Source organism: Streptomyces sp. NPDC093591, assembly GCF_044764885.1.
GTDB lineage: Bacteria > Actinomycetota > Actinomycetes > Streptomycetales > Streptomycetaceae > Streptomyces.
In genome coordinates, this window is sequence record NZ_JBIWIY010000004.1 from 288,192 (window position 1) to 313,708 (window position 25,517).

At 70.6% G+C, this 25,517-nt stretch carries 21 protein-coding genes and 4 pseudogenes; 17 read left to right on the forward strand and 8 right to left on the reverse strand.

Translation table 11 applies throughout. From position 1 onward, the window contains the following. The 7 genes and pseudogenes from ACIREI_RS10780 (at position 1) to ACIREI_RS10810 (ending at position 5,716) form a co-directional block, all read left to right on the forward strand. A complete protein-coding gene (locus ACIREI_RS10780) occupies positions 1-972 on the forward strand; it encodes a pirin family protein (protein ID WP_403330154.1) in 972 nt (323 codons plus the stop codon). A gap of 49 nt (positions 973-1,021) precedes the next feature. Further along, positions 1,022-1,520: pseudogene (locus ACIREI_RS10785) on the forward strand (NADPH-dependent FMN reductase). A 145-nt stretch (positions 1,521-1,665) separates the two neighbouring features. Next, positions 1,666-2,988: a cytochrome P450 gene (locus ACIREI_RS10790; RefSeq protein WP_403330157.1), complete on the forward strand. Its 1,323-nt coding sequence runs from the start codon at positions 1,666-1,668 to the stop codon at positions 2,986-2,988. Between the two features lie 92 nt (positions 2,989-3,080). Continuing rightward, positions 3,081-3,728: an isochorismatase family protein gene (locus ACIREI_RS10795; protein WP_403330160.1), complete on the forward strand. Its 648-nt coding sequence runs from the start codon at positions 3,081-3,083 to the stop codon at positions 3,726-3,728. A gap of 82 nt (positions 3,729-3,810) precedes the next feature. Next, entirely contained in the window at positions 3,811-4,716 is a 906-nt protein-coding gene (locus tag ACIREI_RS10800) for an HAD family hydrolase (RefSeq protein WP_403330162.1), read from the forward strand. 26 nt (positions 4,717-4,742) lie between these two features. Next, on the forward strand, positions 4,743-5,246 hold the full coding sequence (locus tag ACIREI_RS10805) for a carboxymuconolactone decarboxylase family protein (protein ID WP_403330164.1): 504 nt from the start codon (positions 4,743-4,745) through the stop codon (positions 5,244-5,246). A gap of 98 nt (positions 5,247-5,344) precedes the next feature. Further along, positions 5,345-5,716, forward strand: coding sequence for a DoxX family protein (locus tag ACIREI_RS10810; protein WP_403330167.1), 372 nt, complete (start codon positions 5,345-5,347; stop codon positions 5,714-5,716). 113 nt (positions 5,717-5,829) lie between these two features. On the opposite strand, the gene ACIREI_RS10815 is transcribed toward ACIREI_RS10810, so the two are convergent. Further along, the gene (locus tag ACIREI_RS10815) at positions 5,830-6,780 is read right to left on the reverse strand and encodes an NmrA/HSCARG family protein (protein ID WP_403330170.1); all 951 of its coding nucleotides are present in this window, start codon (positions 6,778-6,780) and stop codon (positions 5,830-5,832) included. 198 nt (positions 6,781-6,978) lie between these two features. Between ACIREI_RS10815 and ACIREI_RS10820 the strand changes: the two are divergent. Beyond that, positions 6,979-7,500, forward strand: a pseudogene (locus ACIREI_RS10820) (nuclear transport factor 2 family protein); the annotation flags it as partial. Here ACIREI_RS10820 and ACIREI_RS10825 read toward each other — a convergent pair. After that, the gene (locus tag ACIREI_RS10825; protein WP_403330173.1) at positions 7,433-8,860 is read right to left on the reverse strand and encodes a GH1 family beta-glucosidase; all 1,428 of its coding nucleotides are present in this window, start codon (positions 8,858-8,860) and stop codon (positions 7,433-7,435) included. The pseudogene ACIREI_RS10820 and the gene ACIREI_RS10825 sit on opposite strands and share 68 nt — an antisense overlap. 127 nt (positions 8,861-8,987) lie before the next feature. On the opposite strand from ACIREI_RS10825, the pseudogene ACIREI_RS10830 reads away from it, so the two are divergent. From ACIREI_RS10830 to ACIREI_RS10840, 3 genes and pseudogenes are all read left to right on the forward strand, one after another. Next, positions 8,988-9,128 (forward strand): annotated as a pseudogene (locus ACIREI_RS10830) (family 43 glycosylhydrolase); the annotation flags it as partial. Positions 9,129-9,250: 122 nt separating this feature from the next. Then, positions 9,251-9,577 carry a family 43 glycosylhydrolase gene (locus ACIREI_RS10835; RefSeq protein WP_403330176.1) on the forward strand — a complete coding sequence of 109 codons (327 nt, stop codon included), beginning with the start codon at positions 9,251-9,253 and terminating at the stop codon, positions 9,575-9,577. Then, positions 9,517-10,578: a family 43 glycosylhydrolase gene (locus ACIREI_RS10840; protein ID WP_403330179.1), complete on the forward strand. Its 1,062-nt coding sequence runs from the start codon at positions 9,517-9,519 to the stop codon at positions 10,576-10,578. Before ACIREI_RS10835 ends, ACIREI_RS10840 begins: the two co-directional genes overlap by 61 nt. Here ACIREI_RS10840 and ACIREI_RS10845 read toward each other — a convergent pair. Further along, positions 10,545-11,453, reverse strand: a complete 909-nt coding sequence (locus tag ACIREI_RS10845) for a helix-turn-helix transcriptional regulator (RefSeq protein WP_403330182.1) — start codon at positions 11,451-11,453, stop codon at positions 10,545-10,547. The genes ACIREI_RS10840 and ACIREI_RS10845 overlap by 34 nt on opposite strands. Before the next feature lie 154 nt (positions 11,454-11,607). Here ACIREI_RS10845 and ACIREI_RS10850 point away from each other — a divergent pair, with 154 nt between their 5' ends. Continuing rightward, a complete protein-coding gene (locus tag ACIREI_RS10850; RefSeq protein WP_403330185.1) occupies positions 11,608-12,819 on the forward strand; it encodes a Cmx/CmrA family chloramphenicol efflux MFS transporter in 1,212 nt (403 codons plus the stop codon). Between the two features lie 33 nt (positions 12,820-12,852). Here ACIREI_RS10850 and ACIREI_RS10855 read toward each other — a convergent pair whose 3' ends face one another. The 3 genes from ACIREI_RS10855 to ACIREI_RS10865 form a co-directional block, all read right to left on the reverse strand. After that, positions 12,853-13,824 (reverse strand): aldo/keto reductase, encoded by a 972-nt coding sequence (locus ACIREI_RS10855; RefSeq protein WP_403330188.1) that lies wholly within the window; start codon positions 13,822-13,824, stop codon positions 12,853-12,855. Positions 13,825-13,978: 154 nt separating this feature from the next. Beyond that, entirely contained in the window at positions 13,979-14,995 is a 1,017-nt protein-coding gene (locus ACIREI_RS10860; RefSeq protein ID WP_403330191.1) for a LacI family DNA-binding transcriptional regulator, read from the reverse strand. 322 nt (positions 14,996-15,317) lie between these two features. Beyond that, positions 15,318-16,214: an LLM class flavin-dependent oxidoreductase gene (locus ACIREI_RS10865; RefSeq protein WP_403330194.1), complete on the reverse strand. Its 897-nt coding sequence runs from the start codon at positions 16,212-16,214 to the stop codon at positions 15,318-15,320. Positions 16,215-16,408: 194 nt separating this feature from the next. Here ACIREI_RS10865 and ACIREI_RS10870 point away from each other — a divergent pair, with 194 nt between their 5' ends. The 5 genes and pseudogenes from ACIREI_RS10870 to ACIREI_RS10890 form a co-directional block, all read left to right on the forward strand. Next, complete coding sequence (locus ACIREI_RS10870; RefSeq protein ID WP_403330197.1) at positions 16,409-16,717, forward strand: GNAT family N-acetyltransferase; 309 nt, start codon at positions 16,409-16,411, stop codon at positions 16,715-16,717. Positions 16,718-16,885: 168 nt separating this feature from the next. After that, entirely contained in the window at positions 16,886-18,073 is a 1,188-nt protein-coding gene (locus tag ACIREI_RS10875) for a CE1758 family FMN-dependent luciferase-like monooxygenase (RefSeq protein WP_403330200.1), read from the forward strand. Between the two features lie 50 nt (positions 18,074-18,123). Next, complete coding sequence (locus ACIREI_RS10880) at positions 18,124-18,852, forward strand: CE1759 family FMN reductase (RefSeq protein WP_403330203.1); 729 nt, start codon at positions 18,124-18,126, stop codon at positions 18,850-18,852. Next, a complete protein-coding gene (locus ACIREI_RS10885) occupies positions 18,842-20,008 on the forward strand; it encodes a flavin-containing monooxygenase (protein ID WP_403330206.1) in 1,167 nt (388 codons plus the stop codon). The genes ACIREI_RS10880 and ACIREI_RS10885 overlap by 11 nt, the downstream gene beginning before the upstream one ends. A 366-nt stretch (positions 20,009-20,374) precedes the next feature. Next, a pseudogene (locus ACIREI_RS10890) lies at positions 20,375-20,732 on the forward strand (IS110 family transposase); the annotation flags it as partial. Between the two features lie 207 nt (positions 20,733-20,939). Here ACIREI_RS10890 and ACIREI_RS10895 read toward each other — a convergent pair. After that, positions 20,940-22,322 (reverse strand): condensation domain-containing protein, encoded by a 1,383-nt coding sequence (locus tag ACIREI_RS10895; protein ID WP_403330209.1) that lies wholly within the window; start codon positions 22,320-22,322, stop codon positions 20,940-20,942. A gap of 186 nt (positions 22,323-22,508) precedes the next feature. After that, a complete protein-coding gene (locus ACIREI_RS10900; protein WP_403330212.1) occupies positions 22,509-25,451 on the reverse strand; it encodes a glycoside hydrolase family 3 C-terminal domain-containing protein in 2,943 nt (980 codons plus the stop codon). Positions 25,452-25,517 lie beyond the last annotated feature (66 nt).

The following is a 25,517-nucleotide window of genomic DNA, read 5'->3' on the forward strand; positions in this document are numbered from 1 at the left end:
ATGCCCGCGATCACCGTGGACGACGTGCTCGTCCTGCCTCGCCTGCCCGAACTGGACCCGGCAGGCACGCGCTACCGACCCGTCCGCCGACTGGCTAAGGCGGAGCGAGGGTTCGAGGGCGAGGGTTTACCGGTGCGCCGGGCCTTCGCCGGGGTGCCGCTGCCGGAGCTCGACCCGTTCGTGCACATGGACCACCTCGGCGAGGTCGAGGTGGCGTCGGGCGAACCCGTGGGCACGCCCTGGCACCCGCACCGCGGCTTCGAGACCGTCACCTACCTCATCGACGGCGCCGTGGAGCACCAGGACTCCAACGGCGGCGGCGGAAAACTCACCGACGGCGACACCCAGTGGATGACCGCGGGCGCCGGAATCCTGCACATCGAGCAGCCGCCGGAGCAGCTGGTACAAAGCGGCGGGGTCCTGCACGGCGCACAGCTGTGGGTCAACCTCCCCCGCGCCAAGAAGATGAGCCCGCCGCGCTACCAGGACATCCGCGGCAAGCACACGGGCCTGATCACCACCCCCGACGGCGGCGCCCTGATCCGCGTGATCGCCGGCGACATCGCCGGGCACACCGGCCCGGGCGTCACCCACACCCCGATCACCGTCGCCCACCTCACCCTCGAACCCGGCGCCCAGGTCGACCTGCCGTGGAACCCCGCCTACAACGCGCTGGCCTACGCCCTCGCGGGCCACGGCACCGTCGGCACCGAAGCCCGCCCGTTCAAGGAGGGCCGCCTCGCCGTCTTCGGCCAGGGTGACGCACTGCGGCTGACCGCCGACCGCCGCCAGGAGTCCCGTACCCCCAAGCTGGAGCTCTTCGTGCTGGGCGGCCTGCCCATCCGCGAACCCGTCGTCCAGTACGGCCCGTTCGTGATGAACACCCCTGAAGAGGTCCAACAGGCCTTCGCCGACTACCAGGCGGGCCGCTTCGGCGTCATCCCCGCCCAGCACCTCCCTCACACTTCCTGAACCGCGGTTCAGGAAAGCACCACAATCCGTTGTCCAGCTGAGGAAATCCATGACCAGGATCGGCATCATCCTCGGCAGCACCCGCCCCAACCGCAACGGCGAGCAGGTCGCCAAGTGGGTTTACGACATCGCCTCCCGCCGCAGCGACGCAGTACCAGGGCGAGCACACCAAGAAGTGGGCGGAGAAGATCGCCTCCTTCGACGGGTTCGTCTTCGTCACCCCGGAGTACAACCACAGCACCTCCGGTGTCCTGAAGAACGCCATCGACTTCCTCTACAACGAGTGGAACAACAAGGCGGTCGGCTTCGTCTCCTACGGCGGCGTCGGCGGCGCCCGCGCCGTGGAACACCTGCGCCTCGTCGTCGGCGAGCTCCAGATGGCCGACGTACGCCAGCAGGTCGCCCTGTCGCTGATGACCGAGTTCGAGAACTTCAGCGTCCTCAAGCCCGGCGACTACAACATCCAGGCCGTCGGCACCATGCTCGACCAGGTCGTCGCCTGGAGCGGTGCCCTGGCCCCGCTCCGCGCGGCCACCGTCACCGCCTGAGCCGTAGGCGGCGGAAGCCCTCGTGATGCCGGGTCCGGTACCGCCGGGCCCCGCATCACCTGCGTGGACAGAGCCGGTGGACAGGGCCGAGTGATGCCGCGCACATACCCCCTGGCCTGCGCCGACCCCGTGTTAGCGTCCGGCCGTGCTCTTCCCGGCTCTGGATGTACCCGCACCCCGCAGCGCAGCGGCAGGTACCGGCCCGACGGCCGGCCCCAATTCTCCCGGCACCCGTGACCCGCTCGGTCTGCTCGACCTGTTCGGCGCCCCGTTCGTCCGCGACCCCTATCCCTGGCTGGACCTGCTGCGGTCCGAGTCTCCCGTGCACCACGACCCCGTCACGGGGCTGTGGCTGGTCAGCCGGCACGAGGACGTACGCCACGTACTGCTGGATCCGGAAGTCTTCCTTCCGGACAACGCGCAGAACGCCGCCACCCCGCTGCCCGTCCCCGTGCTGCGGGTTCTCGTCCGGGCAGGCTTCACGCTTCCTCCGGCGCTCGCCAACAACGGCACCGCGAGCCACTCCGGTCTGCGCCGAGTGGTCACCCGGTTCTTCAACGCGCGGTGCGTCGCGGCCGCCGTACCGGTGATCGAACGCATCGCCGACGAGCTGCTCGACGCTGCGCGGTCCCAACTCGACTCGACGGGCAAGAGCGACCTGTTCACCTCGTTCGCCCAAGTACTCCCCAGCAGGGTGCTGATGGAGCTCCTCGGCATCCGGGGCATCGACCCGGCCACGCTCATCCGCTGGAGCGACGCCGCGCTGGAGCTGTTCTGGGGCAGGCCCGCACTCGAACGGCAGCTGGAGCTGGCGGAGCTCGTCGTGGACTTCCACCGGTGGCTCACCGAGACCGTGAACGGCGGCACGGCCCCTGCCGACTCGTTCATAGGGGAACTGACCCGCCACCGTCTGCCCGACGGCAGTCCGCTGGACGTCGCGACCGCGGTCGGCACGTGCTTCTTCGTCTTCGTCGCCGGTCAGTCCACCACCGGACAGCTCATCGCCACCGCGCTGCGCCGGGCGCTGGCCGAGACCGGTATGTGGCAGCGAGTGGCCTGCGAAGCGGGTCTGGCCGAGGCCTGGGTGCAAGAGGTCCTCAGGCGCGAGCCGCCGGTGACCACCTGGCGCAGAGTCACCGCGCGGGCCACGGCGCTGGGCGGGACGCGTCTGCCGGAGGGTGCGCAACTGCTGCTGATGCTGATGGGCAGCGGATCCGACCCGGAGGTCTTCCCGCAGCCCGAACGCATGTGCCCGCACCGGGAGAACATCCGCCACCACCTGGCCTTCGGAGCCGGCCGCCACCGCTGCCCAGGCGCTTCCCTGGCCCATACGGAGGCGGTTGTGGCCCTGCGGGCGGCGGCCCGCCACCTGCCGCGCATACAGCCGGCGGCGGGAGCGGCGGACGCCCCCATGCTGGGTCTGCTGTCCTTCCGCGCTCCCCTGCGGGTGGCGGTGGAGCAGCGGTAGCCGCGCAACCACACCGCGGGTAGTTGACATATCAATAGAGGTTGATGTGCCATCTTCATAGCGCGGAACCCATGTCCGCCCGAGGAGCTGCCATGAGCACGTCGTCGACGAGCGGTCTCGTCGCACCGCCGATGCCCGACGAGAGCGTCCTGCTGCTGATCGACCACCAGCCGCTCCCGTACCTGCACAGCCACGACGCGACAACGGTGTCCGGCGCCACACGGGAACTGGCCGAGGCAGCCAGGGAACACGGCGTCCCGACGGTCCTGACGACCGTGCTGGAGGAATACAACGGCCGCCTGTTGCAGCCCCTCCAGGACCTCTTCCCCGACCGGAGACCGATCCAGAGGCAGCACATCAGCCCCTGGGAGGACCACCGCACAACCGACGCCGTCGCCGCCACCGGGCGCACGAAACTGGTCATCGCCGGGCTGCACACGGAGGCCTCCGTGACCATGGCCGCACTGCCGGCGGCCGCCGCAGGCCTCGACGTGTACGTCGTGACCGACGCTTGCGGAGGCGTGATGGCCGAGACCCACGAGCTGGCCGTACGGCGCATGGCCCAGGCCGGCGTCACCCCGGTCACCTGGTCGACCCTCGGCCCCCGGTGGCGGGGCACGGGGACCTGGGAGACGACCGCATCCGCGCCGGACAGGACCGCGGAGTGGAGCGGCGACGGCACACTGGCGGCCTTCTCCTGGGCACGCCGACTCCTCTCCGTCCCCGCCGCCGGTGCGTAAGGCCTCGACGGGCTTGCGGGGGCAGCCGCGACCGTCCTCGCGCACGCCGTCCCAGGCCGTCGATCCAGGAGGTACAACCGCCATGACCAACACACCGACCACGCCCCCGACCGTGCCTCCGAAGCTGGTCGCCACCGATCTCGACGGCACGCTCCTGCGCAGTGACGGGACGTTGTCGCAGCGCACCCGGGCAGCGTTGGCGGCGGCCGAACGGGCCGGAATACCGGTCGTCCTCGTCACCGGCCGTCCACCGCGGAGCGTGCCGGCCCTGCTGCGGCACATCGGGCCTCACACCGCCATCGCCGCCAACGGCGCCGCGGTCCACTCCCCCGACGGGACCATCGCCCGCACCTCCCCCATCCGGCTTCACACAGCACTGCGACTCGCGCAACGGATGCGCGCGGCCATCCCCGGCGTGGCCTTCGCCCTCGAGTTCGACAGAGCCTTCGGTCACGAAGCGGCCTACCCGGACTGGTCGTTCGACGACGAGGCGGTGGAACTGGTCGGTTCGGCCGAGGAGATCCTGGCCCACGCCGCTCCGGGCGGCCCCTTGCTGAAGATGCTGGCCCATCACCCGGCGCTTCCGCTCGACGCCTTCTACGAGCAGGCACGTCACATCGCCGGCCGGGACGCCGAGACCACACACTCCACGTCGACCGTGCCGCACAGCGCGACCTCGTCGAGCGCCGCCCCGATCCGACCGACCGGCGCGCGGTCCGCGTGGCGCTCACCGGGAGCGGCGAGGAGGCGATCGGCCGGTTCCATCGCGGAATCACCGAGCGCCTGGAGGGCCCCCTGTCGGACCTGCCCGCGGCCGAGCGCGAGAGCTTCCACCACACCCTCACGAAGCTCACAGCAGACGCACCGGCCGTCTTCGTCGCCTGAGCCGGCGAGGCGCAAGCATGGTCGCACCGACCCCCTCCCGACCGTGCTGGATGCAGCCCCTCTCGAGGGGCTATTGTTGTCGCATCAACTAACCGCGGCATGAAGGCGGACCGCTCCCGGAGGCGCGAAGTGAGTGAGCACGGCAACGGATCCGCACCACAGAGGATCTTCATCGACAAACAGAGCCCACAGGCTTTCCACGCCCTGGTGAAGACCTCGGAGGCGGTGAGCGCGGCGGCCACGGAGGCGGGGCTCGACCGCACGACCGTGGAACTGATCAACCTTCGGGTGTCACAGCTGAACGGCTGCACCTTCTGCCTCGACCTGCACACCCGAAGGGCCCTGCGCGCGGGCGAGTCACCGCAGAGACTGGGCGTCCTGACGGCCTGGCGGGACACCGGCGCATTCACCCCCTCGGAGCGTGCCGCGCTGGCGCTGACGGAGGCGACGACCGATCCGACGGACTCCGCCGCGCAGGAATCCGCATACGAGACGGCCCGCCTGGCCCTCACCGACGACCAGATCTCAGCCGCGATCTGGGTGGCGATCACCATCGGCGCGTTCAACCGCGTGTCCGTCATGAGCAAGCATCCGGTACAGGCGCTCCGCCAGGCCCCCGCATCACTTAATTGACGAGTCATCTACCTTGTCTCTAAGGTTCCGGCGTTGACGCATCAACCACAACCGCGGTCTACCGTTTCGGACGCAGGCCGCCCGGAAGGAACCGATCCATGTACGTCAGCGCCGCCATTCTCAGCGTGCTCCTCGCCCTCGGGTCGCTCGCCGCGGGTGCACCCAAGGCGCTGCTGAAGGGCGACGTGCCCGCCGAGCTCCAGTCCCACATGGGGCTGAGCGCGGGGTTCGTCCGCTTCATCGGTCTGACCGAGGTCGCCGCCGCCGCAGGACTGGTCATCGGGCTGTTCTGGCAGCCTCTGGGCATCGCGGCCGCGATAGGCCTCGCCATCACCATGATCGGGGCGGTGGGCTTCCACGCCAAGGCCGGCGACTACGCGGACCCTGCCACCCGGAACAAGTCCCTGAGCGCCGTCGCCTTCCTGCTCCTCACCGTGGCCGCGGCTGTGACGCTCGGACTGGCCATGTGAACAGGGTCCGCCGATGACGGGTCGGACCCGTTCACGACCGTGCGAACACCGTCGTCCCGGCGGGCCTGGTGGGCCCGCCGGGACGACGGCTCTTGCGGGTGGACGGCGCCGCGTCAGTCCACCGGGATGTCGGCGGCGTTCTCCGCCAGCCAGGCGTCGAAGCTCTTCAGCTCCGGGTGGATGTCCCGGATCCGGTCCAGGTCGCGGGCCCCGGTGAACTCCTGGTCGAAGTCGCCGTAGTACTGGAACATGTTGGCGATCTCATCACCCGCCGGCACACCGAGGGTGCGGAAGACGTCGTAGGGCACCGACTGGAAACGCACCGGCTCGCCGATCGCGGCGCCGATCTTCTCCGCGTACTGGGCGCCCGTCAGGTGGTCGCCCGCCAGGCCGACGGTGTGGCCGATGAAACGCTCGCCGTTCTTGAAGATGGCCAGGGCGGTGCGGCCGATGTCGTTCACGTCCACGCCCGACAGCAGCTTGCCGTCCTCGAAGGGCAGCGTCAGCGTCAGCACGCCGTCCTCGGCCCGCTTGGGGCCCATCACCGACAGGAAGCCCTGGAAGAAGAAAGTGGTGTTCAGAAAGGTGGTCGGCACTCCGGCCTGGCGGAACAGCTCGTTGGCCTCGCCCTTGGCGTCGAAGTGCGGCACGTTGTACTTGTCCTGCAGGACCGGCATCCGCTCGTCCTCCAGCGGCAGCAGCTCGCGGGCGTCCTCCAGGGTCGACCACACCACGTGCCGCAGGCCGGTGGCCTTGGCCGCGCGGACGAGGTTCTCGACCTCCTCGGTCTCCTTGGCCGCCGATCCGTGCGCCCAGAAGTTGGTGACGAGGAAGGCTCCGTAGGCACCCTCGAACGCCTTGTGCACGGTGGGCTCGTCGTAGAAGTCCGCGTGCACGACCTCGGCACCGAGCTCGGCCAGCTCCCTGGCGGCGGGCGAGTCGGGATTCCGGGTCAGCGCACGCACAGTGAAGCCCGAATCCGGATCGGCCAGGATCGCCCGTGCGGCGCCGCCACCCTGCGAGCCGGTGGCTCCCGCGACCGCGATGACCTTCTTCTCGCTCATGCCAACTACTCCTGTCCGGAGAGATCGTGATTGGAGCGCCGTCATCGACGCGTGACCGGCGGCCGGTCTTCCCGGTCCAGGACACCTCGGCGTAGGCGCGGGCGACCAGCGTCGGCTTGCCCGACAGGCCCCAGCGCTTGGACAGCTGCTTGAGGTGGTAGTTGACGCCGTCCGGCGTCAGATCCGCGCCGCCTTGAGGACAGGCTGGACATCACCGAGTTGATGACCACGTACGACCTGGCCGTGGACGCGGACCAGTGGGACGAGGTCGGGGGGCTCTGGCTGGACGAAGGTACCTACGAACTGGATGGGATCGGCGCGTTCGTCGGCCCGGAGGGCGTGAAGGAGATGCTCACGCGCCCGGCCCACACCCATATCCGGGAGAACCACGGGGGTCACCGGCTCGGCAACCCCGTGATCCTCCTCGAAGGCGACCGTGCGGTGGCCACCACCTACGGGCAGATCCTGACTCGCCAGGAGGGCCGCCACCAGATATTCCGCTTCTTCGTCACCCGCTGGGAGCTGAGGCGGACCACCGCCGGATGGCGCGTCTCACGACGGATCAACAAGCGGTTCGACAACGACGGTGACGCCCGCGACTTGGCGGGGCGGCCCGTCAGTGGGAGTGGCAGCCCGACAGTGGGACGGCCGCTCAGTCCTCCTGACCGCCGGCGTTGTGGTTCCGCACCAGTTCCCGGTACCACAACGCGCTGTCCTTGAGGGTGCGGCGCTGGGTCTCGTAGTCGACGTGGACGATGCCGAAGCGCTTGGCGTAGCCGTAGCCCCATTCGAAGTTGTCCATCAGGGACCACACGAAGTAGCCCCGCAGATCCACGCCCGCGGCGAGCGCCCGGTGGGCGGCGTCGAGGTGGCGGCGGATGTAGTCGACGCGTTCGGGGTCGTGCACGGTGTGGGTGCCCTCGGGGCCGACGGTGACGTGGTCCTCGAAGGCGGCTCCGTTCTCGGTGATGACCAGCGGCTGACCGGGGAAGCGCGCGTGCAGGTCCAGGAGGAGTTCTTCGAGTCCGTCGGGGTCGATGTTCCAGCCCATGGCGGTGTGCGGGCCGTCCGTCGCGTGGAACTCGACCTGAGGTGAGCCGGGCCAGGCCGAACCGCCCATGTCCTTGTGCCCGTCGTTGTTCTGACGGGTCGTCCCGCCGTCCCAGAGACCGACCGTGGTGGTCGCGTAGTAGTTGACGCCGAGCAGGTCCAGAGGCTGGTGGATCCGCTCCAGGTCACCGTCCGCCACGAACGCCCAGTCGGTGACGGCGGCCGTGTCCTCGATGAGGTCCTGCGGGTAGTGGCCGCGCAGCAGGGGTTCGGTGAAGGCCCGGTTGGCGAGTGCGTCGATACGGCGTACGGCTTCCTCGGCACCCTCGCCCTTCCCGCGCAGCACATGGAAGTTGAGGGTGATCGAGTACTGCGGGTCGTTGGTGGTGACCGCCCTGAGCTGCTGAACGGCCAGTCCGTGGGCCAGGTTGAGGTGGTGCACGGCGGTCAGCGCCGCGGCGCCGTCGGTGCGGCCCGGCGCGTGCGCCCCGGAGCCGTAGCCGAGGTAGGCGGAGCACCAGGGTTCGTTGAGCGTGGTCCAGATCGCGACCCGGTCGCCGAGGGCTTCGCCGACGATACGGGCGTAGTCGGCGAAGGCGTACGCGGTGGCGCGGTTCGTCCAGCCGCCTTCGTCCTCCAGGGCCTGGGGCAGGTCCCAGTGGTAGAGGGTCGCGATTGGGGCGATGCCACGGTCGAGCAGACCGTCGACCAGGCGGCTGTAGAAGTCCAGGCCCTTGGGGTTGGCCGGGCCGCGGCCGGTGGGCTGGATGCGCGGCCAGGCGATGGAGAACCGGTAGGCCCGCAGGCCCAGGGACGCCATGAGGTCGAGGTCGGCTTCGAGGCGGTGGTAGTGGTCGGCGGCGACGTCACCGGTGTCGCCGTTCCACGTCTTGCCCGGCGCGTGGGAGAACGTGTCCCAGATGGAGGGACCGCGCCCGTCCTCGGTCGCGGCGCCTTCGATCTGGTACGCGGCGGTCGCGGAGCCGAGGAGGAAGTGCGCGGGGAAGGACGGGGGTTGGGCTGTCGGCATGCGGACTTCTTTCTGAGGGTTCTCAAGAGTGGCGGCCGGGAACCACGGTGATGTTAACGTTAACAAGCTGTCAAGGCCCTCGCCCCGACGAATCCCGCTCCCACCTCGCCTGCCTCGGAGTGCGCCCGTGCCGACCTTCTCCAACCCCGTTCTCTCCGGCAGTCATCCGGACCCGTCGATCTGCCGGGTCGGGGACGACTTCTACCTCGTCACGTCATCGTTCGCGCACTTCCCCGGGCTGCCCGTCCTCCACAGCCGCGACCTGGTCAGCTGGCGGCCGCTGGGGCATGTGGTGGACCGCCCCTCGCAGGGTCGCTGGACGGACTCGACGTCTCGGACGGCCTGTGGGCCGCCACGATCCGCCATCACCAGGGCACCTTCTACGTGGTCGTGGCCCTGGCGAGAGGCCGACAGGGCAGCACCACATACCTCTTCACCGCCTCCGACCCCGCCGGTCCCTGGTCGGAACCGATCGTCCTGGAGGCGGACGGCATCGACCCCTCGCTCTTCTTCGACGACGACGGCCGCTGCTGGTTCACCGCCTGCCGCGACGCGGCCGAACCGGCCGTGACGGGCCCCGGCGAGCTGTACCTGCGCGAACTCGACCTGGATACGCTGGCGTTGACCGGCCCGACCATGCGCTGTGGTACGGCTCGATGCGCGGCGCCTGGGTGGAGGCGCCGCATCTGTACAAGCGGGACGGCGTGTACTGGCTGATCGCAGCGGAGGGCGGCACCGAACACCATCACGCCGTGACCGCGGCCCGCGCCGACGCCGTCACCGGTCCCTACGCCACCGACCCCCGGAGCCCGCTGCTCACCCACCGCCACCGCGGCGCGGCCGAACCGATCCACAACGTCGGCCACGTCGACCTCGTCGACACGCCGTCCGGGGAGACCTGGGCCGTGGCTCTGGCGGCGCGGCCGATCGAGGGCACGCACACGCTGGGCCGCGAGGTGTTCCTGGTGCCCGTCGAATGGACGCCCAGGGGGCCCGTGTTCGCGCCGGACACCGGGCGAGTGCGTCTGACGGAGCGGCTGCCCGCCGGAACCACCGCGAGCCCGCGTCGGGACACGCCGGTGCGGTACGACTTCGACGGCCCCGCGCTCGGGCAGGAGTGGAGCAGCCTGCGCGGACCGGTGGACGCCCTCGTCTCACCCCGCCCCGGAAAGGGCGGCGTGACCATCCGCCTCTCCCCCGAGCGCCTCACCTCCACCTCCGGCACCCCCGCGTTCGTCGCACGCCGTCAGCAGCATGTGCGCCTGCGCGCCGCCACTCGTATGCGCTTCACCGCCGCCGCGCCGACACAGGAAGCGGGGCTGGTCGTCTTCCAGAACCATCACCAACACGCCACTGTGGCGCTCACGGTCGACGCCTCCGGAACCCCGCAGGTCGTGCTCACCGCCGTCGAGGCGGGCACCCCCACCCGCCACGGCGCGGTCACCGTGGCGGAGAGCGAGGTCGTCCTCGCGGTCGACAGCGACGAGAACGGCTACACCTTCAGCGTCGAGGACGAGGGCACCTGGACCACCCTGGGCAGCATCGAACGGCCCTTCTTCAGCACGGAACGAGCGGGCGGCTTCGTCGGCGTCCACCTGGGTCTCTACGGCACCGGGGACGCCGGCGAGGCACACGTGCGCTGGTTCGAGTACACACCCGGCTGCCCCGGGCAGGGCGGTGCGCGTCACTCCGGGCGTACGCCGTCGTCGGGCCGGTAGGCACGGGAGGCGCCGCGGGCGTCGGGAGCGGTGTCGGGGGCACTCCAGCTGGCAAGCAAGGCGAGTGCCTCGGCGGAGGCCGAACCGGGTTCGGCGGTGTACACGCACACCGTCTGGTGCGGATCGGAGGGCAGGGCGAGTGTCTCGTGGTGCAGGGTGAGTTCGCCGACCACCGGGTGCTGGAAGCGTTGCGTGCCGTGGGCGCACACGGCCACTCGGTGGCTGCGCCACCAGCCGGCGCACTCCGGGACCTTGACGACCGCCTCGCCGATGAGCTCGTTCAGCCGGGTGTCGTCGGGATGGCGTCCGCTCACCAGGCGCAGATCGGCGACGACGCGTTCCGCCACCTCCTCCCAGTTGAGGTAGAGCGCGCGGGCGGCGGGGTCGAGGAGCACGTAACGGGCGAAGTTCCGCTCGCGGTAGGGCAGCGCGTCCCAGTCCGTGATCAGGGCGCGGGCCAGCGGGTTGGCGGCCAGCACGTCCTGCCGGTGGTTGGCGACGAAGGCGGGCGTGACACCGTTCAGGACCTCCAGCATCCGATGGACCTCGGGCCGTGCCCGCTGGACCCGCTCCGGGCGGCGCCCGGGGCGGGCCGTGCGGGGCCGCGCGAGATCGAGGAGGTGGGCGCGTTCGTCGTCGTCCAGACGCAGGGCGCGGGCCACGGCGTCCAGGACGGCTTCGGAGACGTTGGGGTGGCGGCCCTGTTCGAGGCGGGTGTAGTAGTCCGGGCTCACGCCGGCCAGGTGCGCGACCTCCTCGCGGCGCAGGCCCGGCACCCTGCGCGTGGCACCGCTCGGGGCCACGCCCGCGTCGGCGGGGCTCAGGCGTGCCCGGCGGGCGCGAAGGAAGTCTCCCAGCTCGGCGTTCTGCTCCATCCCTCCAGTATTCGCCCGCGCCGCGCCGATCGCCCGCCCCAGGGTGGCCCAGCCGGACCCAGGCTCAGCTGAGCCATTTTCGCGGGCGGATACGCCCTTCTGCGGCACGAACCTGGAGAGCACGGCGGTCCGACCCAGGGAGCACACCCCCACCATGCCCTTCATCGTGTACGTCCTCGGGTTCGGCGCCTTCGCCCAGGGCACCTCGGAGTTCATGCTCTCCGGGCTGTTGCCCTCCATGGCCGGTGATCTGGACGTCTCCCTCTCCGAGGCGGGGCTGCTGGTCTCGGCGTTCGCCCTCGGGATGGTGCCCGGAGCGCCGCTGCTGGCGCTGGCCACCTTGAAGTTGCCCCGCCGCGCCGCGCTGGTCGGTTTCCAGGTCGTGTTCGTCGCCGGGCACGCGGCCGCCGCGCTCGTGCCGCACTTCGGCTTCCTGCTGGTCCTGCGAGTGGTCACGGGGATGGCGTACGCGGGGTTCTGGGCGCTGGCCTCGGTCACCGCGGTGTCCCTGGTCTCCGCCGACCGGCGCGGCAAGGCCATGTCGGTGGTCGTGTCCGGGCTGAGCTTGTCCATGATTCTCGGCGTTCCGGCGGGCACCCTGCTGGCCCAGCACGTGGACTGGCGAGCGGCGTTCTGGGCGGTGGCCGTGATGACGGCGCTGTCCACCGCGGCGGTGCTGCTCGCGCTGCCCGCCGGGCACGACACCACGGCGCCGCGGCTGGGGCTGCGCGAAGAGCTGCGCTCCCTGGCCGTACCCCGGCTCTGGGTCGCCTACGCCACCACCGCGCTGACCGTCTCCGCCACCATCGCGGTCTTCTCCTACCTCGGTGCCCTCCTCCAGGACATCACGGGTCTGTCCGAGGGGCTGGTGCCGCTGGTGCTCGGGCTGTACGGCGTGGGGGCGCTGACCGGTCTCACGGTGGGCGGGCGTCTGGCCGACCGGGCGCCGTTCGGTGTGCTGCTGACCGGCATTGCCACCGTCGCGGTCGTGGCCACCGCCCTCGCGCCGGCCGCGGGCGTCCCCTCGCTGGTGGTCCCGCTCGCGGTGCTCCTCGCCGCCGGGGGCTTCGCGACCAACCCGGCGGTGAACGCCCGGGTGTTCGGCATCCTGGGCGAGACCAGGACCCTGGGCGGGGCGATGAACATCGCCGCCTTCAACGTCGGTATCGCCGTCGCCCCTTGGGTGTCCGGACTGGTCATCGACGCGGCCCCGGGCCTGGCGGGCATCGGCTGGGTCGGCGCGGCCTTCGCCCTGGCGGCGGTCGCGAGCACGCTGCTGGACCGGCGTCTCACCCGCCGGGACCGGCGCGCGGTGCCGGTCCCGGCCGGTCCCGAGGTTCGGCGGTCCACCACCGCCTCCCGGTGAGCCGCACGTGACGGCGGCGTGCCGGAAGACGGATCAGCCGTAGAAGTTCTTCTGCCAGCGGTGCCCGGTCAGCAGGGAGAGCTCCGCGGTGGTCAGTGGTGGCGCGTCGGCGATCGCCGCGTTGCGTTCCACGTTCGTCAGGGAGCGCATCCCGACGATGACGGTGGAGACCGCCTGCCCGGCGAGGGCGAACCGCAGGGCGGTGGAGGGGAGTTCGCCGGCCTCGATGCGCAGATCGGTGAGGAGTGCGTCCACGCGCTCCTCGACCTGGGCGGGCCGGTCCTCCCGGAAGTACCAGTTGCGCCAGTCGCCTTCGGGAAAGGTGACGCCCTTGCGGATGGCTCCGGTGAGGGCCCCTTCGTCGAGGGCGACCCGGACGATCACGCCGACGCCGTACTCCTCACAGGCGGGCAACAGGGCGTCGGACGGGGCCTGTTCGAAGACGTTGTAGATGACCTGGACCGTGTCGATCACCCCGGTGCGCAGCACGGTGAGCACGTTCTCGGGCTGGTGGTCCTTGACGGAGATGCCGAAAGCCCTGATCCTGCCCTCCTGTTTGAGGGCGGCCACGGTCTCCAGCCAGTCGCCGCGGCCGGTCCACTCGTCCTCCCAGGTGTGCAGCTGGAGGACGTCGACGTGGTCGCGGCCGAGTTCGCGCAGGCTGGTCTCCAGGCTCTCGCGCAGATGCGCGCCCGGGAACGCCTCCATGACGTCGAGCCCGCTCGGCGACAGGGAGACCGGCACCTTCGGCCCGACCTTCGTCGCCACGTGCACGCCGTCCCCGCCGCCGGGAAGCTCCTTGAGCGCCCGTCCGACGACGCTCTCGCTGCGGTCATAGGCCCGTGCGGTGTCGATGAAGGTGACGCCCAGGTCGAGGGCGCGGTGCAGGGCGCGGACGCCGGAGTCGTCGTCGGCGCCGACCCAGGCGCCCTGGCCCAGCCCCCAGGCTCCGTAGCCGATCTCGGACACGGTCAGCCCGGTGCGGCCGAGTTCCCGATAACGCATGTGCTGTTCGTACTCCCCGGGTGAAGCCCCTGGTGAGGGGCCGCTCTTCTGCGCTGCCCGACGGCATCACGATTTTCCTGCCCGACGCTACAGACGGTGCCGGCCAGGGCGACAGCGAAGCAGGGGAGCGAAACTTTCGAATCGGTGGCGTGCGTCAGGAGTCCGTACGGGGTACGGCGGTGCTGCGCCGTACCACCAGCCGTGGGGTGAGCCGCTGCCGCTGCGGTGGCTCACCACCCAGCATCCGCACCAGCAGTTCGATGGCGCTCTCGCCGAGGTGGGCGAAGTCCTGTCGGACCGTGGTGAGGGCGGGGACCAGGTATCCGGTGCCCTTCAGGTCGTCGAAGCCGACGACCGACACGTCGTGCGGCACCCGCACTCCCCGCTCCGCGAAGGCGGCGAGCACCCCCATCGCCATCTGGTCGTTCCCGGCGAAGACAGCGGTGGGCAGGCCGGTGTCGTGGTCGCACAGCTCGTGGGCGAGGCGGAATCCGCTCTCCGCACTGAAGTCGCCTTCCAGCAGGGCCCCTTCGGCTCCCGCGGCGACGAGTTCGGCCCGCCAGCCGTCCACGCGGGCCCGGGCGTCGAAGGTACGCAGCGCACCTGTGAGATGGGCGATGTTCCGGTGCCCGAGGCCGACGAGGTGGCGAACCGCGAGACGGGCGCCGAGTTCCTGGTCGACCTCGACGAAACTCAGGTCGGGATCGGGTGCGCTGCCGGACATCACCACCGCCACCGGCACCCCGAGGGAGAGGCTGGACAGGGCCTCCACGGCGACGGGCCGGTCGGCGACCACCGCGATGGCCTCCACCGACTGGTCGGTGAGCCGTTGCAGCGTCTCCGTGAGGTCGCCGGTGGTGCTCTCGCCCTGCCGGCTGGCCAGGCTCACCCAGTAGCCGGCCCGCTTGGCGGCCGTCTCCACACCGAGGAGGATGCGCGGCAGCTCGAACAGGTCCGACCCCACGATCACCACGCCGATCGTCGAGGAACGGCGGCTCTTGAGGGCCCTGGCGACGCTGTTGCGGCGGTAGCCCAGTTTCTGGATCGCCGCCTCGACGCGACTGCGGGTCTCGGGCCGGACCGAAGGATGGCCGTTGATGACACGCGAGACGGTGATGTGCGAGACCCCGGCCTCCCGGGCCACGTCCATCATGCCTGGCGGCCGGTCCATGTCACCCGTCCTCTGCCCTCGACCCAGCAGGCGACCTCGCGCCCGTCGCCGATACTTTCACAGGCGTGGGGCCCCGGTCGGGGCAGTGCATCGGCGGAGCAAGCACCGGTCATGCTCCGGCGGCCATCGGCGCGAGTCTGCGGATCAACCGGGTGACCGAGGCGTCGGTGTACTCGGCCACGGAAGTCATCCGGCGCACACGTGCCCCCGGTGCTGATCACCGCTGTGGCGTCTGACGAGAACCTGCCTTCCCGTTTCATGCTTCGGGCGGGTCGCCGGGGCCGCCCCCACCACCCGGTGCTACCGGCTCACGTCCTGTCGGTCATGTGCGCGCCTTCTCGACCAGCTCGCGTACGGCGGGGGCCACTTCCTCGCCGAACTGCTGGATGGTGGTGGGGTCGTCGCCCGCCAGGATGTAGCCGGTCATGCCGTGCTCAAGGGTGATCTCCGCGAGCTGTTCGGTCCACTCGGCGAGCGGGCCGGTCAGGTTCGTGGAGCCGTCCGGGGTGAAGTGGTCGCCGATGTTGAGCAGCCGGCGGATGGAGGCGGGGTCGCGCCCGGCCGCCGCGGCACCCTCGTCGATGTGCCGGTTGGCCTCGGCGAGCCCGGCGAGCCCGCCGTCGAGGTAGCTCAGGCTGGGCACCCAGCCGTCGGCGACGCGGCCGACCAGACGCAGGATCCGCGGCCGGTACGCGCCCACCCAGATGCCGACGTCATGGGCGGGCGCGGGCCCGCGCTTGGCGCCGGCGACCCGGTAGTGGGTACCGTCCACGCGGACTCCGCCACGGGTGTCGGTGTCCCAGATCTCGCGGATGACGGTAATGGCCTCTTCGAGGGCGTCGATGGACTCACCGGCACTCAGGCGTCGGCCGCCGATCGCCTCGATGGCGTCCCAGAACCCGCCGGCGCCCAGCGCCAGTTCGACGCGCCCCGCGGTCAGCAGGTCCAGCGTCGCGGCACTGCGGGCGATCACCACCGGCTGGCGCATCGGCAGATTCATCACGTTGGGCGCCAGTCTGATCCGGCTGGTCGCCGCGGCCAGGTAGGAGATCAGCGTCCAGGAGTCCAGCAGCCGTGGCTGGTACGGGTGGTCCTGGAATGTGGCCAGGTCCAGTCCGGCCCGCTCCGACAGCTGGGTGAGCGCCACCACCTGCTCGATGTGGTCGGCCCTCGGCGTGATGAAGCTTCCGAAGAGCAACTCGTTCGGCTGTCCGGTCATCTCCTACGACCTCCTCGAAAGGCCCGGTCCATGCTGCCGCCCATTCCAGGACGCATGATAGTTGACATAACAACATCCCGCCACACGAACCACCCCGCCGACGAGGTGGAGTCGAGCACTAGTTGACATATCAAGGACTGCCCAATAGTTTTGTGGACGCGTCAACAAAGTCTCCAGGCTTCAAGGAGAGCAAGATGAGAGTCAAGGTCGCCGACGTACCGGAGGCACGCCGCTACGAGGCGCGAGTGGACGGGAGCTCCGAGGTCGCCGGGTTCTCGCAGTACCTCCGGACAGCGGAACTGATCGCGTTCGTCCACACGGAGGTCGCGCCGACGTACGAGGGACGGGGCATCGGCTCCGCGCTCGCCCGGGCCTCTCTCGACGAGGCCAGGGCCGCCGGGCTGCGGGTGCTCGCCACCTGCCCCTTCTACGCGGGCTGGATCGACCGCCACCCCGAGTACGCCGACCTGCTCTACCAGAACCAGAGCACGGTCAACGGCTGAGCGACCCGCGGAGCCCGACAGAGGCAGCCGACACGAGCGGCACACCCCACGAGAAGACCTACGCGACGGTGGCGTCAGGCCGGGACGACCGCGCCCGCCCTCAGGAATAGATGATGCATCATCCTGTTGGTTTCACATGCACGGCCCCGCGAAGCAAGGAGTTCCACGATGCAGTTCGGCATCTTCAGCGTCGGTGACATCTCGCCCGACCCGACCACCGGTCAGACCCAGAGCGAGGCCGAGCGGATCAGCAACATCGTCAAGGTCGCCCGGCGCGCCGACGAGGTGGGCCTCGACGTGTTCGCACTGGGCGAGCATCACAACCCGCCCTTCGTGCCGTCCTCTCCCCCGGCCGTCCTCGCCCACATCGCGGCCCTGACCGAGCGGATCATCCTGAGCACGGCCGTCACCCTGATCACCACCAACGACCCGGTGAAGATCGCCGAGGACTATGCGATGGTGCAGCACCTCGCCAAGGGACGCCTGGACCTGATGATCGGGCGTGGCAACACGGTCCCGGTCTACCCCTGGTTCGGCAAGGACATCCGGGAGGGCGTGGCGCTGTCCCTGGAGAACTACAACCTGCTGCACCGGCTGTGGCGCGAGGACGTCGTGGACTGGGAGGGCCGGTTCCGCACCCCGCTGCAGGGCTTCACCTCGACCCCGCGCCCGCTGGACGACGTACCGCCGTTCGTGTGGCACGGCTCCATCCGCACCCCGGAGACGGCCGAGCAGGCGGCTTACTACGGCAACGGGTTCTTCGCCAACCACATTCTGGCGCCGAACTTCCACTTCAAGCCGCTGGTCAACCTGTACCGCAAGCGGTTCGAGCACTACGGCCACGGCACGGCAGAGCAGGCGTTCATCGGCCTCGGCGGCATGGCGTTCATCGCCAAGCGGTCCCAGGACGCCGTCAACACCTACCGCCCCTACTTCGAGAGCCACCCCATCTTCCGCGGCATGAAGCTGGAGGACTACATGGCCGCCACCCCCATGACCGTCGGCAGCCCGCAGGAAGTGATCGACAAGGTCCTCACCTGGCAGGAGGGCTTCGGGGACTACCAGCGTCAGCTCTTCGCGGTCGACCCGGGCGGCCTGCCGGTCGAGATGGCACTGGAGCAGGTCGAACTGCTGGGCACCGAGGTGGTGCCGGTGCTCCGCAAGGAGATGGCGGCGCGCCGCAAGCCCGGTGTCCCGGACGCCCCGACGCACGCCTCCCTCATCAAGGCGAAGTACGGCGACGCCGAGCCGCGCCAGCCGCGTCCGAACCCGAACCGCGGCGACAACCTGTCCGGCACCTCGCCATACCAGGACAGCGACCCGGCCGTCGAAGCCGCCTTCCCGGCCGCGTTCTGACGGCCGGCCCCGGCCGCCCGACACACCACGGCACCCGCTAGGAGCCCCGCATGAACGCCCCCTCCCCCACTGCGGCCTCGGCGACGATCGCCATCGTCAACGCCGGCGTCAGCGACCCGTCCTCCACCCGGCTGCTCGCCGACCGCATCGTCCAGAAGACGGTCGACACTCTCCGGGAGGCGGGCACCCCGACAACCGTGCGCGCGATCGATCTCGGCCCGCTCGCCACGGACATCGCCCAGGGCATCGTGAGCGGCATGCTCACCCCGAAGGTGCGGTCCGCCATGGACCTGCTCGCCTCGGCCGACGCGGTCATCGCCGCCACCCCGGTCTACAAGGCGGGGATCAGCGGTCTGTTCAAGTCGTTCGCCGACCTGATCGACAACGACCTGCTGATCGCCCGACCGGTCGTCCTCGCCGCCACGGGCGGCAGCGCACGGCACGCCATGGTCGTCGACGAGCACCTGCGGCCCCTGTTCGCCTTCCTCCGGGCGATCCCGATGCCGACGTCCCTGTACGCCGCCCCCGAGGACTGGGCGTCGACCGACCTCGGCAAGCGGATCGCGCGGGCCGCGCAGGAGCTCTCCGTCCTGCTCCGCAGCGGCGCCGGGCGGCAGATCGCCGACGGCAACTGGGGCGGCTACCAACACCAGTTCGGCGGCAACGCCGCACGGGCGGAGCGGTCTTTGGAGGACGTCGACTTCGACACCGACCTCATGCGCCTCGCCACCGGCGGCAGCGCTCGCCCGCAAGGGAGTGAGCAGGCCCATGCACACTGACGGTGGGCGTGCGACGGTCGTGGTCATCGGCGGCGGGCAGTCCGGGCTCTCGGCCGGCTACCACCTCAAGCGGCGCGGCTTCACCAGCGCCCTGACCGACCCGGACGGCGACCGGACCTTCGTGGTCCTGGACGCCGAACCGGCGCCCGGCGGGGCGTGGCGGCACCGCTGGGAGTCGCTGCGGATGAACACCGTGAACGGCATCTTCGACCTGCCCGACTTCCCGCAACCGCCTGTCGACCCCGACGAGCCCAGCCGTACGGCGGTGCCGCGCTATTTCGCCGCATTCGAGCAGGCGACCGACCTGCCGCTTCTGCGGCCGGTGACCGTCAGCGCCGTACGGCCTGTGGACGACCGGCCCGACGGAGAGCTGGCGGTGGAATCCAGCGCGGGGACCTGGATCACGCGGGCGGTCATCAACGCCACCGGCACCTGGACCAACCCGGTGCGTCCCCACTACCCGGGCCAGGAGAGCTTCACCGGCATCCAGATCCACACCCACGACTACGTCTCCGCCGACCGGTTCGCGGGCCTCAGGGTCGCCGTCGTCGGCGGCGGCATCTCGGCGCTCCAGCAACTGGAGGAGATCTCCCGGGTGGCCACCACGTACTGGTACACGCGGCGCGAACCCGTCTTCCTCGAAGGCGGGTTCAACCCCGAGGTCGAGGGCCGCCAGATCATCGCCAAGGTCGCCGCGGACGTGGAGGCGGGCCGGCCCACCGGAAGCGTCGTCTCCTACACCGGACTTGGCTGGACCCCGTACGCCCTGGCGGCGAAGGAGCGTGGTGCCCTCGATCGCCGTCCCATGTTCACCGCGATCGAACCCGGCGGCGTGCGCGAGGCGGACGGTTCCTTCACGCCGGTCGACGCGATCCTGTGGGCCACCGGCTTCAAGGCCGCGCTGGCCCATCTGGACCCGCTGCGGCTGCGCAACGAACTCGGCGGGATCCCCATGCAGGGCACCCAGGTGGCCGGCGAACCGCGCGTGCACCTGGTCGGCTTCGGACCCTCCCAGTCCACCGTCGGCTCCAACCGGGCGGGCCGTCAGGCGGTCAACAGCCTGCTGCGGCAGTGGAAAGAGGCGTCGACACGAGCGTGGCCGACGCCCGCGCCGGAGGCCGTTTCCTGCTCAGCCCATCAAAGAGACACGCCTTAGGTCCCGACACTGCCTCAACTACAGCGACGCCGGGGCCGACCACCTGGCGCTTATCGGCCCTGCCTGATGGCCAGCGGGGGACTGCCGCATCCTCCGTTGCCTTCTTCGCGGTCCTGCAAGCGGACCGCTGGCCTCCGGGCCCGGCATGACTGTTCCCCCTGTCGAAAGGATGACCTGGGGGGCCACCCGGGCCCGAGAGGTGCTGTAGGAGACGCTAATGAGTGGTTCGACTACCGCCCGCCCGAGCGCGACGCCTGGCCGCCTGCGGGCGGAAGGTCTGCATACGGTGGGTGCGCGCACGACACCAACGCCAGGCCAGCACGCACGACGCTCGTTCGGGAGGACGGCTGGAACGACAGCGACGAGATAGGCGTCTTTCTCGGCCTGGACGTAGCAGGAGCGGCCACCACGGGCGTGGCCTCACCCTGACCGGCAAGAAGGTCTTCACCAAACAACTACCCAACACCGAACGGAAGTTGGGCGACGTCTATACCAAGCTGAAGACCAAGTTCGGCACCGTCTTGGTGATCGTGGACCAGCCCGCCTCGTCGGCGCCCTGCCCCCGACGGTCGCCCGCGACGCGGGCTGCAAGGTTGCTTACCTGCTCGGACTCGCCATGTGGCGGATTGCCGATCTGTACCCCGGCGAGGCGAAGACCGACGCGAAGGACGCCGCGGTCATCGCCGACGCGGCCCGCACAATGCCGCATACCCTGCGCTCGCTGGCCGCTCACTCCCCCGACCAGCGGAACCACCCCCGCCGACAGGCCGGACTCCGACCATCCGAAAGTGGGACGCGTTGCACCGACGGCGGCACCGTTGCCCGGAAAACCGCACCAAATGCTCAGTCAGAGAGGCAGGCCGCTCTCATCAGGCAGCACACCCGGCGTCGCGAGTGATCTCGACATCGACCACCCGCGCTCCGCCACGCTCTATGCGCCGGCGAAGGAGCCGCTCCTTGTGGCGTGACCGCCGATCGCGGCTGCGACCAGCCGGCTCTCGAAGGACCGCAGTATCTGTTCGAGATCCGTCGCGTCGAACGACGTCGCATCCGTCCCGAGACTGATTCCGGCCGACTCGGACATGCCCCACACATCGAAGGAGAGGTTTCCGGAGTACGCGTCGACGGGTTTGGGGAATCGTCGGTAACGGCTGGATGCCATGGCTCGGTCGAGGTCCTGCGGTGCCCTGTCCTCGCGAGCCCGGATCAGCGTGCGGGGCGCTATGGGGCGGATGTTGACCACGTACGGGTTGTGTGCGGAGCGGCCCAGTTCGGCGGAGACCTCGTCCAGGGATCTGGCGTAGCGGTCGGGATCTCGCAGGCTGACGGAGGTGGATCTGACGAGTGCCGCGTCGACGGCTCGGCACAGCGCCGGGAACCGGTCGCTGCCCAGGGACGTGTCGACCGGGACGAGGGCCCTGCCGGCGATATGGGCCACCGCCTCGCGGGCGAAGGTGGTCTGCCGGTTGGGCATCACTGTGTTGAACACGCAGCTGCCGATGCCGAGGTGCTCGGCGAGCGTGCACGCGTATGCGGCTTGCAGGACGGCAGCCGCGGATGTCCGGTACTGCTTCGCCAGACCGGCTGCCGCGAGGGCGACCGCCGCGGAGTCGAGGCATACGAAGTTGTAGACGGCGGCCCTGTGGCCCGGGGGCGCCTGGAGTTCGGGCATGGCGGACCGACGGAGCATGGCCCGGTCATGGGTGTCGACACGATGGGCGTGCCGCCGCCCCGAGGGACTGGATTCGAAGCTCGCGATCTGCCGCGGCTGCCACCCCGAGCCGAGGTCGGCGCCCGGATCGGCGGCCAGTCGGGCTATGTGTTCGGCCGCGATCCGAGCGCTCGTCGTGTCCGCCGAGAAGTGGTGCAAGGACAGCGCGATGTGGATGGGTCTGCCGTCCACGGTGATGACGGCGGCCCGCAACGGCAGGTCGTCCGGGGCGAATCCGGGCTCGGCCACGCGGAGCGTGAAGGCGCTCAGCTCGTCGTAGGTCGGCGGGGCGTCGGAGGCGTACTCGTCGATCTGGAGTACGCCGGAAGCCACGACGACCGCGCGCGGGTGCCCGTCCGCGTCACGTGGATAGAGCGTGCGCAGCGCCTCGAAGTGAGCCATGACCGCGGCGAAGGCATGCAGCACCGCGGACATGTCGGGCCGGCCGTCCAGTGCCCGCCCCATCCGTACGTTCCTGTTGCGGGGTCCGTGGAGATGGGGGTGACATCCTTCGCGTTCATGGGCCTTCTGCGACCAGGTCAGTTCATGCTCTCCGGCGGTGCCGGCGACGAAGACGACGTCATGGCGTGCGGTCTGTCGCATACCCGCCCCGGCCCTCCTCCGGTACGGACCCCGATCCTCCACACCGTCCGGCGGCACGACGCCGCGGCCGGAGCCCGGGTGCCCCCTGCTCAGGCAGAGGATAGATCCGCGCGGGCCGCGTGCGTCAATGGTCGGAAAGTGTGGAAAGCGGCGGCGGACCGTCTCCGTGCCGCGTCCCACCGCTCCTTACCGCGTCCCGCCGGCGATCGCGGCCAAGTGGACACCGCCCCGCAGAACGAGATGCAGATCGTGCACCCCGGTCACCTCCTCCGGCATCCGCGCGCTGACCGTGCGCCAGTCGTACCGGCCGTCGGTGCCGGTGGTGACACGGAGGGCGGCGAGCAAGGTTCCGGCACCGGGAGCGCCGTCGGCGTAGATCTCGACGGTCGCGTCCTCCTCCGTCGCGCACGACACCTCGACCGTGATGACCCGCGGCCCGTCCGCCGGGCTGCCCAGGTCGACTGAGCCGTAGCGCAGTGCGCAGTGGATGTCACCGGTCGCCGGGGTGACCGCCTCCCCCTTCTCCCGGCTGGCGTCGACGAGCGTGCCGCCCTCGCACTCGTCGAAGTCGACGGCCTCCAGTCGTCCGCCGAGGAGACTGCGCGCGGGGAGGGCCGGCCCCGTCACGGTGAGGGGCTCTGTCAGGGCGATGGCTTCGGCCGAGTGCCCGATCAGGATCTCGTACGGTCCCGGGTCCACGGCGAAGGCGCCGGCTGAGACGGACCAGTGGGCCAAGGCCGCGACGGGCAGGTCGAACTCCAGCCGCCGCCGTTCACCGGGGGCGAGGGAGACCTTACGGAAGTCCGTCAGTCTGCGCCTGGGCGCGCGGTGGCGGGCGGCGAGCGCGCGGGTGTAGAGCTGCACGGTCTCGGTGCCCGTGCGCGTCCCGGTGTTGGTGAGCTCGACGCTCACGGCCAGGGTGTCGTCCTGCGCCGCTTCCCGGGCGGACAGCCGCAGGTCGGAGTAGGCGAAGCTGGTGTAGGACAGGCCGTGCCCGAAGGGGTACAGCGGTGCGGCCTCGTGGTACTGGTACGTCCAGCCGGCGCTGATGATGTCGTAGTCGAGGCGGCCGGGCAGCGGGTCGTCGCCGCGGTACCAGGTCTGCGGGAGCCGTCCAGAGGGTTCGGCCTCGCCGAGCAGGATCGCGGCGAGTGCCCGGCCCGTCTCCTGCCCGCCGTGGGAGGTCCACACCACGGCGGGCAGGTGCTTGTCCGCCCAGTCGACGGCGTACGGGTAGCTGCTCATCACGACCAGTACCGACTCTGGGCGCTCGGTGGCGACGGCACGCAGCAGGGCCTCCTGCGCGGGCGGCAGCGAGATGCCCGTACGGTCCTCGGTCTCGCGGCCGTTGATGTGCGGGTCGTTTCCGAGGACGACCACGGCGACATCCGCCGAGGCGGCGGCCGCGACGGCTTCGGCGATTCCGTCCCTGACGACCGTTCGGGTCCAGCGTTCCGCCTGCTCGGGGGCTTCGGCTGAGAGGGTGACGCGGCCGGTGGCGGGGTCCACGGCGGCGTAGCGGCCGTTGCTGATGTTGCGCAGCAGTTCCGTGCCGTCCGGCTGGGGTTCCAGCCGGACGGTCTCGTGGACGAACCAGCCGTTCGGCTGCCTCTGGTCGGCGGCGAGAGTGAGGTCGCCGTCCTTGAGGGTGACGTAGCGTTCCGTGCGGGCGTTGCGGAGGGTCAGCACACCTTCACCCCAGTCGAACAGGTCGTGGCAGGCGTTGTCGCCCGTCTCCTGCTCGTCCGAGTGAGCACCGGCCACCATGGGCCCGCCGGGGTCGAGCGCCGGCACGCGCAGAAGGCCTCCGGTGGACGCGGCGCGCAGCGTGATCCGGTCGACTCCCTCCGCGCGGACCGCTTCGGCGCCGCGCTCCTTGAGTGCCGACTCCAGGCCGGTGGCAATGGTGATCCGGTACGGCATGGTGCCGCTGTACCAGTCCTCGAAGAGGGTGTCCGCCAACGGACCGACGAGCGCGACGCGCCCGCCGGGGGCCGGTGACAGCGGCAGTGCGCCGTCGTTCTTCAGCAGCACCACCGACTCGGTGGCGGCGCGCAGGGCGAGCGCCCGGTGGGCGGGGCTGTCCACGACGTCGTCGCGGATGCCGGCGTAGGGGTCGAGGTCCGGATCGAACTCGCCGAGGCGGAAGCGGATCGACAGGTGGCGGCGCGCGGCGCGGTCGATGTCGGCCTCGGTGAGCAGCCCGCGGTCGACCGCCGTGCGGAGCCGGTCGAGGGTGATGCTGCCGTCCTCGTCCAGTTCGGTGATGCTGTCGACGCCGGCGCGTACCGCCGCCGCGTGGGAGATGGGGTGGTCGTCGAAGTAGTGCTCCGATTCGGCGAGGTTGGTCACCGCTCCGGCGTCGCTGCAGACGAACAGCTCGTGGCCGGTGGGCTCGGCCCAGCGCCGTACCTCGGTCTCGATCAGTGGACTGACGTGGCAGGGGCGGCCGTTGATGAGGTTGTAGGCCGGCATGACGCCGGTGGCGGCGCCCGACGCGATCGCCGGGCGGAAGGCGGCGAGGTCGTATTCGTGCAGCACCCTGGGCGGCACCACGGAGGAGGTGATGTCGCGCTCGTCCTCGTTGTTGTAGGCGAGGAAGTGCTTCAGGAGCGGTGCCGTGCGCAGGTAGACCGGGTGGTCTCCGGCCAGCCCGCGGCAGTAGCTGACGGAGAGCCGGCCGGTGAGCAGCGGATCCTCCGCGTACCCCTCCTCGTTGCGGCCCCAGCGGGGGTCGCGCAGCAGGTTCACCACGGGGGCCCAGACCTGGAGGCTGTGCCGGCGGCCGTCGGCGGCGGGGCGCTGGTGGAAGTCGCGGGCCTCGGTGCCGACGGCCGTGGCGACCTCGTGCAGCAGCTCCTCGTCCCAGGTCGCTCCCAGGCCTACCGCCTGCGGGAACACGGTGGCCGGCCCCAGCCAGGACACGCCGTGCAGTCCTTCGGTACCGGTCTTGAAGGGGGCCAGTCCGAGGCGCGGGACTCCTGGTGAGTACTGGTAGAGCAGCTCGATGCGCTCGTCGAGCGTCAGCCGGGAGACCAGGTCGTCGACTCGCTGTGCGAGGGGTAGCGCGGGGTCGCGGAACGGCAGGTCGGTGGTGGGCGGCTCGGGGGGTGTGGCGGCGGTACTCACCTGAGATGTCCCTTGCAGGAGGTCGAAGGAGAAGGCGTGGGAAGCGTGGCGACTGCGCGCCCGGGC